The organism is Massilia sp. LC238 (genome assembly GCF_000735635.1).
GTDB lineage: Bacteria > Pseudomonadota > Gammaproteobacteria > Burkholderiales > Burkholderiaceae_D > Telluria > Telluria varians.
Genome location: NZ_JNNN01000001.1, coordinates 26,146 through 33,318 on the forward strand (window position 1 = coordinate 26,146; position 7,173 = coordinate 33,318).

Genomic DNA, 7,173 nt, shown 5'->3' on the forward strand with positions numbered 1-7,173 from the left:
GTGCACCTGCTGCTGGCCTGGAGCTGGCGGATCGCGCATCCGCCAGCGCCAGATGCTCGCGCAGAACGGCTTATCAACCTGATTCCGTTGCCGCCGCCTTCACCTCAGCTCCCGCGGATCCGTTCGGAACCGCCGCTTCCCCGCCCTGCCATGCCCAAGGAGCGACGCGCGCGTAGCGAGGCTGCAGATACAGGCACGTCGCCCGGGCCGGAACCCGTTACTCCGCCACAGGAAATGCCGGCAACGGCCGCCGACCCCTTCGCCATCACGGCCCCTTCCGTTCCGGCTGAATCCGCACTCGACGCGATGGTTGGGCGGGCGAAACGCGACGCGGTCGTCATCGACCGCGAGATGCGCAAGGGGAAGTCGGGCGTGCCGGAAGTCGCCGACACCTCGATAGGACGCTTCAGGCAGGCGCTCGAAGCTGCCCACAAGGACAGCAGTCGCGGCTTGAGCAGCGACACCTATACCGCGCCCGACGGTCAGGTCATTTACCGTTTCCGCCAGGGCGGCAAGCTATGGTGTCGCACAGGCGGCAGCGTCCGCCCGCAGATCGGCGGCGCAAACGGCGGCGGGGCCGCCCAGTTCGACAGCGCCGGCGGCGGAGGCGCCGCGGGGTTGATCCGCTGTCCGAGCCATGGGGACTGGAAGCGCGACTGAAACGACCCCGGCTCAGGCGCCTCAGCGCTTGCCGCCCTTGCCGCCCGCGGCGGGCGCACACAGTTCCTGGACGCGGCGCCAGGCCCCGGTCCCTTCGCATACCACGGGCGGGCGCCCCTGCAGCAGCTTGCCCAGGTCGAGCGGCTTGCCCTCGTTGACGGTGACGCCGCGGTTGATCGGGATGCACATCGCGTCGTGCCAGGCCGCCGCATAGCCATCCGGCGTCGGCAAGGGTCCGCGCGCCCGCAGCGCGGCCGCCTCGCATGCCTTTTTCGTCTGGAAAGTTCCACGCAGGCTGGTGCTCTCCAGGCTCACATCGCGGTGCTGCTGCAGATAGAGCAGCAGGATCATCGTGAACATTCACACTCCTTCAGTATCCCGCACGCCTGAGCTTCTTCAAACGTCCGCGCCGCCCCGACAGTTAGCCTGTGGGTCCACAGAAAGGACCACCATGTTCAAGCTCGTCACCTGGAATATCCAGTCCGGCCGCAGCCCGGACGGCAAGACAGATCTCGACCGTATCATCGCATGCCTCGACCGATTTTGCAGTTTTGACATGCTTTGTGTGCAAGAAGTTTCGAGCGGCTATACGGCGGACGCCGAAGACCAGTTCGCCATGCTGCGCGAGCGCCTGCCCGGCTGTACCGGCTTCGAGGCCATCGCCTGCGATACCGCCGCTGCCGACGCCGCCGATGCTGCGCGCCGCCGCTTCGGGATGATGGTGTTCTCGCGCCATCCAGTCCTGCAGGCCCTGCGCCACTCCCTGCCCTGGCCATCCGAGCCCGAGGTCATGAGCATGCCGCGCACCGCACTCGAACTGACGGTGGCGGCGCCCGGCGGGCCGCTGCGCGTCGTCGCCGTGCACCTCGAGTACGTCTCGCAGCGCCAGCGCATGGCCCAGGTCGAGCGCCTGCGCGACCTGCACCGCGAAGCCAGCCTGCATGCGGCCAATCCGCCGGCCCCGGGCCGCGGTCCCTTCGCAGTGCCGCCGCGCGCCATGCCGGCCCTGCTGGCCGGCGACTTCAACATGCTGCCGGGCTCGCCCGAACACCAGCGCTTGCTAGCGCCGTTCGGCGACGGCGTCCATCCCTGGCGCGACTGCTGGCAGCTGGCCCAGCCGGGACGGCGCCATGCGCCCACCGTGGGTCTGCACGACGCCAGTCCGGAAGCCTGCGCTCCCTTTACTTTCGACTACGTGTTCGCGAGCGCCGACCTGGCCGAGCGGGTGCGGCGCGTGCGGGTGGACGCCAGCGAACAGGGCTCGGATCACCAGGCACTGCTGGTCGAGCTCGATTGGGACGCGTGAGGCGTCAAGACACCCGGCCCGGCGCCGGGCCGTACAATGGCGGTGTCGCGGCCGCATGCCGCCCGAACCGTTTTTGCATCACGAGGCCACATTGGACTGGGATTACCCGCGCCCCTACACCCTGCCCGTCACGCCGCAAGCCGGCGACATCGACGGCCTGAACCACACCAACAATGCCGTCTACGTGCGCTGGTGCGAGCAGGCCGGCTGGGCCCATTCCGAACAGCTCGGCCTGTCGCTGGACGATTACCGCCGCCTCGACCGCGCGATGGCGATCCGGCGCGGAGAATACGACTACCTGCTGCCGACCTTGCTGGGCGAGTCGCTGACCCTGGCCACCTGGCTGGTCGCCGGCGACGGCAAGCTCGCCATGCAGCGCCGTTTCCAGCTGCTGCGCGACAGCGACGGCGCCACCGTCCTGCGCGGGTGCTGGGACCTGGTCTGCATCGAGATCAGCAGCGGCCGCCCGCGCCGCATGCCGGTCGAGTTCATCGACACCTACATGCCGGCCGTCGTGCAGGCCTCTTGATCGCCGAAGAGCCGATGCGGCGTGTTGAGTGTCCTCAAAGTAGACCTTGAGACAACCGGCCTCCCTCCCGCTTGTGCTGGGTCAAACTGACTCCGTCACGTCCGTTGCCACGAGAGAGAGATGCGCCATTACCCGTTCGTCGCCGCCTGGCCCGCCAAACGCCCGCTGTTGGCCGCCCTGCTCTTCATCCTGCTTGGCGCCACGCTGCTGTCCGGCTGTCGCCTGCGCGAGCCCGGCCAGGAATACCTCGTGATTCCCGAACTGGTACGCACGCACCTGTACGTGGCGCCATCCGGCTCGGACAGCAACCCGGGCACCCGCGACGAACCCTTCCGCACGCTCACCCGCGCCGCCCAGGCCGTCACCCCCGGCACCACGGTGCACGTCGCGCCCGGCACCTACTTCGGCGGGATACGCACCAATACCCATGGCACGGCGGAGGCGCGCATCGTCTTCGAATCCACCGAGCGCGGCGGCGCGCGCCTGGTGCCGCCGCTCGACTCGCGCCAGCCGGCGGCCTGGGACAACCGCGCCAACTACCTCGACATCATCGGCTTCGAGATCGACGGCGGCCAGTACCAGAGCGGCATGAAGTGGCTGAGCGGCATCTACAACGGCGGCTCGCACAACGGCATCCACCACAACCACATCCACCACATCGGCAACGACGTGCCCTGCGAGGCCAAGGGCGGCGCCGGCATCGGCGTCGACAGCTACTACAAGGGCAGCGACGCCGAAGTGGTCGGCAACAACGTGCACGACATCGGTCCGCCCGAGTGCCGCTACATGCACGGCATCTACGTCAGCACCACGGCCAGCGTGCGCGACAACATCATCTACCGGACATCCGGCGCCGGCATCCACCTGTGGCACGACGCCAGCAAGGTAACGATCCGCGGCAACACGGTGGTCGGCTGCGGCACCGGCATCGTGGTCGGCGGCGGCGACTTCTATCACAGCACGGGGCCCAACGATCACACGCACACGGCCAACAACATCGTCTACGACAACGGCCACGGCATCATGGAACAGGGTGCGACGGGCCAGAACATCAGCTACCGCAACAACCTGGTGTATCAGAACGCCGGCGGCGACTGGAAGCTCTCGGCGGGACGCCGGCACAGCGGCACCGTGGCCGCGGCGCCGCTGTTCGCCGACTACGGCCGGGCGCTCGCCACGCCCGACTTCCGGCTCCAGCCGGGCTCGCCGGCAATCGGCAAGGGCCTGCCGCCGGATGCCGGCGATGCGGTCGCGCTGCGGCCGCGGCGGCCGATCGATATCGGCGCGGTCCCATATACCGACTCGGAACCGACGGGCGGGCCGGCGCCGGGTGCGCAGTAGCGCCTGTGTTTAAAGAATCTCTTGCACCAGTTCGAAAGGCCGGCACAGGCGCACACCCTTCGGCGTGACCACGAAGGGACGGTTGATCAGGACCGGATGCGCCGCCATCGCATCGAGCAAGGCGGCGTCGTCGACGCCGGGCTGGTCCAGGCCGAGTTCAGCGAACAAGGCTTCCTTGCTGCGCACGGCCTCGCGCGGGCTCAGGCCGGCCGCGGCAATCATCGCTGCGAGCTGCGCGCGCGTGGGCGGCGCCGACAGGTACTCGACCACCTGCGGTTCATGGCCGGCTGCGCGGATCTCCGCCAGGGTGTTGCGCGAGGTGCCGCAGCGCGGATTATGGTAAATCGTGATATCCATCTGTTAAATACTCTTCAATATTGGCGAAAAACTAGCGGCATCATAACCACACCTCATGTCTGGCACCAGCTTTTTTGCTTGTTCCTCGGTCCAGCTCGCTATAGAATTCGACGCTATTTTTCCGGTAGAACACAGAAGCTGCCCGGGAATAAGCGTTTGAACCGCGACGGAGAATCGATGAGCGAACACCTGCTGCGCCCCGCAGCACTTCCCACCTGGGGCCAGCGCACTGCGCTTCGCCTGCTGAACCTGGCCGGCTGGCAGGTGCACTTCAAGCCCCTCCCGGGACCGCACGGGATCGCCGTGGTCTATCCGCACACCTCGAACTGGGATTTCCTGGTCGGCCTGCTGGGAAAATGGGCGGTCGGCCTGAAGTTCCGCTGGGTCGCCAAGGATTCGCTGTTCCGCGGCCCGATGGGCGCCATCATGCGCTACTGGGGCGGCATCGCCGTCGACCGGCGCGCCTCAATGGGCGCCACCCGCCAACTGGCCAAGACCATGCTCGACTCGTCCTGGTGCTGGATCGGCATCACCCCGGAAGGCACGCGCAGCTACCGCCCGCACTGGAAGAGCGGTTTCTACCACCTGGCCGCCACCGCCGACGTGCCCCTGCTGCTGGTCTACATCGACTACCGCGCCAAGGTGCTCAGCGTGGTCCATACCCTGAAGCTGAGCGGCGACCCTGAGCAGGACATGGCCGCCATCGCCGCCGTCTACGAGGGCCGCCAGGCGCTCTATCCCGACCAGGCCGCGCCGATCAAGCTGGCGCCGCCGCGCGATCCCTCCGAGCCGCAACGCCGCCGCGCTTGAAGCCCTAAAAGCGCAGGCCGAGCGCCACCGAGGCCGTATCCCGGTCCGCCGCCGCGTTGTAGTCCCCACCCCACGAGGGCTGGTAGCCCAGCTCCGCCAGATAGCGCTGCCGGTACTCGAAGCGCAGCGCGAGGTTGGCGGACTTGCGCCCCTCGTTCAGCAGCAGGTCGCCCGACCATCCCTTCACGTCGTGCACGAACAGCAGGCTGGCGCTGCCCGCCAGCCCGGGCGCCAGCCGTGGCAGCCGCCCATCCAGGCGCAGCCGGTAGCCCCAGGCCTGCGGCGTCGCGTAACCGCGCAGGCTGCACTGACGCGCCGCATCGCGCGTGCTCACCGCAGCCGGCCCCGAAGCTGTCCCCGCGCCCGTAGCGCAGCACCGACGGATCGGGCAGGCCGCGCACGCGCTTGCCCACCACCTCCGCGCCGAACCCCAGCTCCATCGCGGCCAGGGTCCATTCGCGGCGCACGCCGCCCTGGGCCTGCCACATCGCATACAGGTCGTAACCATGGAAAATGCCGCCCGGCGGCACCGCATCGGCGCGCGCCCGCAACAGCGATGGCGCCGTGGCGCTCAGAAAAGGCGGCAGCACGTCGCCGGGCGCCAGCATGAACGGCAGCGCGGGGCGGTACGAGACTTCGCCGTGGATGCTGGTGCCGGCGCGCTTGCGCGAGAAGGTCGCCGCCGTGATGCGCAGGCCTTCGGCATACTCGGTGAAAAACGCCATGTTGCGTCCATCCGGATCACCGGGCCGCAGCGCCGGGCCACCGGGGCGCAGGGTGCGGCGCAGGCCAGGCAGCGGGGTGCGCGCATGATAGCGGGCATGGTACAGGCCGAGCTCGAGCCCTTCGTCGGGCCGCCAGGTGGCGCCGAAGCCGAATTCCTTCGCTTTCGGCGTCAAGGTCGGCAGCCGCTTCTGGTAGACGCCGAGCGCGGTGCGGGCGCGGTCGCTCACCAGAGGTTGTCCGCTCATGACACGGTCGCACCCCTCCACCAGGTAGTCGCTCATCAACCACAGCGTGCCGCAGGCGTCGAGCGCGGACGGGCGGAAGGCGCTCTGGTAATAGGCTTCCAGCGCCAGGCTTGATCCGTGGCCGGCTCCTGGCTCGATGCGCCCGAACAGCATCGGCCGCGGCACGATGCTCTCGTTCGCGATCGGGGCCGCGCGGTGCAGTCCGGGCAGGTCGCGCGGATTGAGCGCCTCGAGCCCGCCCGGCGTCATCGAGCGCTCGCCCCAGGTCGTCGATTGCTGCCCGATGCGTCCCAGTACCGGCATCCCGGCCAGCTCAGCCTTGCCCTCGATCCAGGCGTCGAGCAGCGCGACACCGGAAAAACGCGACAGCCGCGGCATGCCCCTGTCCGACAGCGGCGCGCCCGCGCCGTAGCCGTTGACGACGTTGCCCCAGGGCCGGCCGTCGCGCGCCAGCCCGGCATCGTGCCAGGCCTTGATACGCACCAGCCCCGACCAGTTGCCGTCCGCCGCCGCGATGTCGAGCAAGGCACGGATCGCGCGCGAGGCGGCCTCACCCCTGGCGTAGTTGGTATTACCGTCGTCGGCGTTGCTCCCGTTACCGTAGCCCATCAGGCCAAGGGCGGGGGCATTCACATTGGTGAGGAGCTAGACCCTAGTCGAACTTAATGTGCACCCACGTGTCGAATAATGATCATGGAAAGCACTTTAGCGATTGGACACGCAGCGAAGCGGCTGGGAATCACGGTCAAGACGCTGCAGCGCTGGGAGCGTGAGGGACGACTGGTCCCGGCGGCGCGCCCCGCCAGCAACCGCCGGCGCTATACCGAGAGCCAGCTGCGCGCGGCGCTGGAGAGTCACGATGCTGCTGGCGCACCGGATCAGGATTGACTCCACGCTTGAACAACGCGGCTATTTCGCGCGCGCGGCCGGGACTGCGCGCCGGGTCTGGAACTGGGCGCTCGCCGAATGGCAGCGCCAGGCCGCCGCAGGCTGCAAGCCGAATGCGATGGCGCTCAAAAAGCAGTTCAACCGGATCAAGTATGCGGACCCGGCCTGGCTTGACGAGAACGGCCAGCCCTGGCTGCGCACCGTCCACCGCGACGCCCATGCGCAGCCCTTCACCAACCTCGCCAAGGCCTGGAGCCGCTACTTCGAGCAGCGCCGTGCAGGAACGCCGGCATACCCTCCGGTATTGAAGA

9 protein-coding genes and 1 pseudogene are annotated in these 7,173 nt (G+C 68.5%); 7 read left to right on the top strand and 3 right to left on the bottom strand.

Annotated elements, in window-relative coordinates:
* Window positions 1-306: 306 nt before the first annotated feature.
* Complete coding sequence (locus FG94_RS00115) at window positions 307-660, top strand: hypothetical protein (RefSeq protein WP_152570779.1); 354 nt, start codon at window positions 307-309, stop codon at window positions 658-660.
* A 21-nt stretch (window positions 661-681) separates the two neighbouring features.
* Here FG94_RS00115 and FG94_RS00120 read toward each other — a convergent pair whose 3' ends face one another.
* Entirely contained in the window at window positions 682-1,020 is a 339-nt protein-coding gene (locus FG94_RS00120) for a hypothetical protein (RefSeq protein ID WP_036205593.1), read from the bottom strand.
* A gap of 91 nt (window positions 1,021-1,111) precedes the next feature.
* On the opposite strand from FG94_RS00120, the gene FG94_RS00125 reads away from it, so the two are divergent.
* The 3 genes from FG94_RS00125 to FG94_RS00135 all read left to right on the top strand — a co-directional run bounded on the left by FG94_RS00125 (window position 1,112) and on the right by FG94_RS00135 (window position 3,836).
* A complete protein-coding gene (locus FG94_RS00125) occupies window positions 1,112-1,966 on the top strand; it encodes an endonuclease/exonuclease/phosphatase family protein (protein WP_036205595.1) in 855 nt (284 codons plus the stop codon).
* Window positions 1,967-2,057: 91 nt separating this feature from the next.
* Window positions 2,058-2,495 carry a thioesterase family protein gene (locus FG94_RS00130; protein WP_200879915.1) on the top strand — a complete coding sequence of 146 codons (438 nt, stop codon included), beginning with the start codon at window positions 2,058-2,060 and terminating at the stop codon, window positions 2,493-2,495.
* Window positions 2,496-2,615: 120 nt separating this feature from the next.
* Window positions 2,616-3,836 carry a right-handed parallel beta-helix repeat-containing protein gene (locus tag FG94_RS00135; RefSeq protein ID WP_051995907.1) on the top strand — a complete coding sequence of 407 codons (1,221 nt, stop codon included), beginning with the start codon at window positions 2,616-2,618 and terminating at the stop codon, window positions 3,834-3,836.
* Window positions 3,837-3,845: 9 nt separating this feature from the next.
* Here FG94_RS00135 and arsC read toward each other — a convergent pair whose 3' ends face one another.
* Window positions 3,846-4,193: an arsenate reductase (glutaredoxin) gene (gene arsC, locus FG94_RS00140; RefSeq protein ID WP_036205601.1), complete on the bottom strand. Its 348-nt coding sequence runs from the start codon at window positions 4,191-4,193 to the stop codon at window positions 3,846-3,848.
* Window positions 4,194-4,370: 177 nt separating this feature from the next.
* On the opposite strand from arsC, the gene FG94_RS00145 reads away from it, so the two are divergent.
* A complete protein-coding gene (locus FG94_RS00145; protein WP_036205604.1) occupies window positions 4,371-5,003 on the top strand; it encodes a 1-acyl-sn-glycerol-3-phosphate acyltransferase in 633 nt (210 codons plus the stop codon).
* A 4-nt stretch (window positions 5,004-5,007) separates the two neighbouring features.
* Here FG94_RS00145 and FG94_RS28010 read toward each other — a convergent pair.
* A pseudogene (locus FG94_RS28010) lies at window positions 5,008-6,583 on the bottom strand (DUF1302 domain-containing protein).
* An 84-nt stretch (window positions 6,584-6,667) separates the two neighbouring features.
* Between FG94_RS28010 and FG94_RS26330 the strand changes: the two are divergent.
* Window positions 6,668-6,862 (top strand): MerR family DNA-binding transcriptional regulator, encoded by a 195-nt coding sequence (locus FG94_RS26330; protein WP_200879916.1) that lies wholly within the window; start codon window positions 6,668-6,670, stop codon window positions 6,860-6,862.
* Window positions 6,834-7,173 (top strand): helix-turn-helix domain-containing protein (locus FG94_RS00155; protein WP_036205608.1); only part of this gene is annotated, 340 nt, incomplete at its 3' end. The genes FG94_RS26330 and FG94_RS00155, both read left to right, overlap by 29 nt.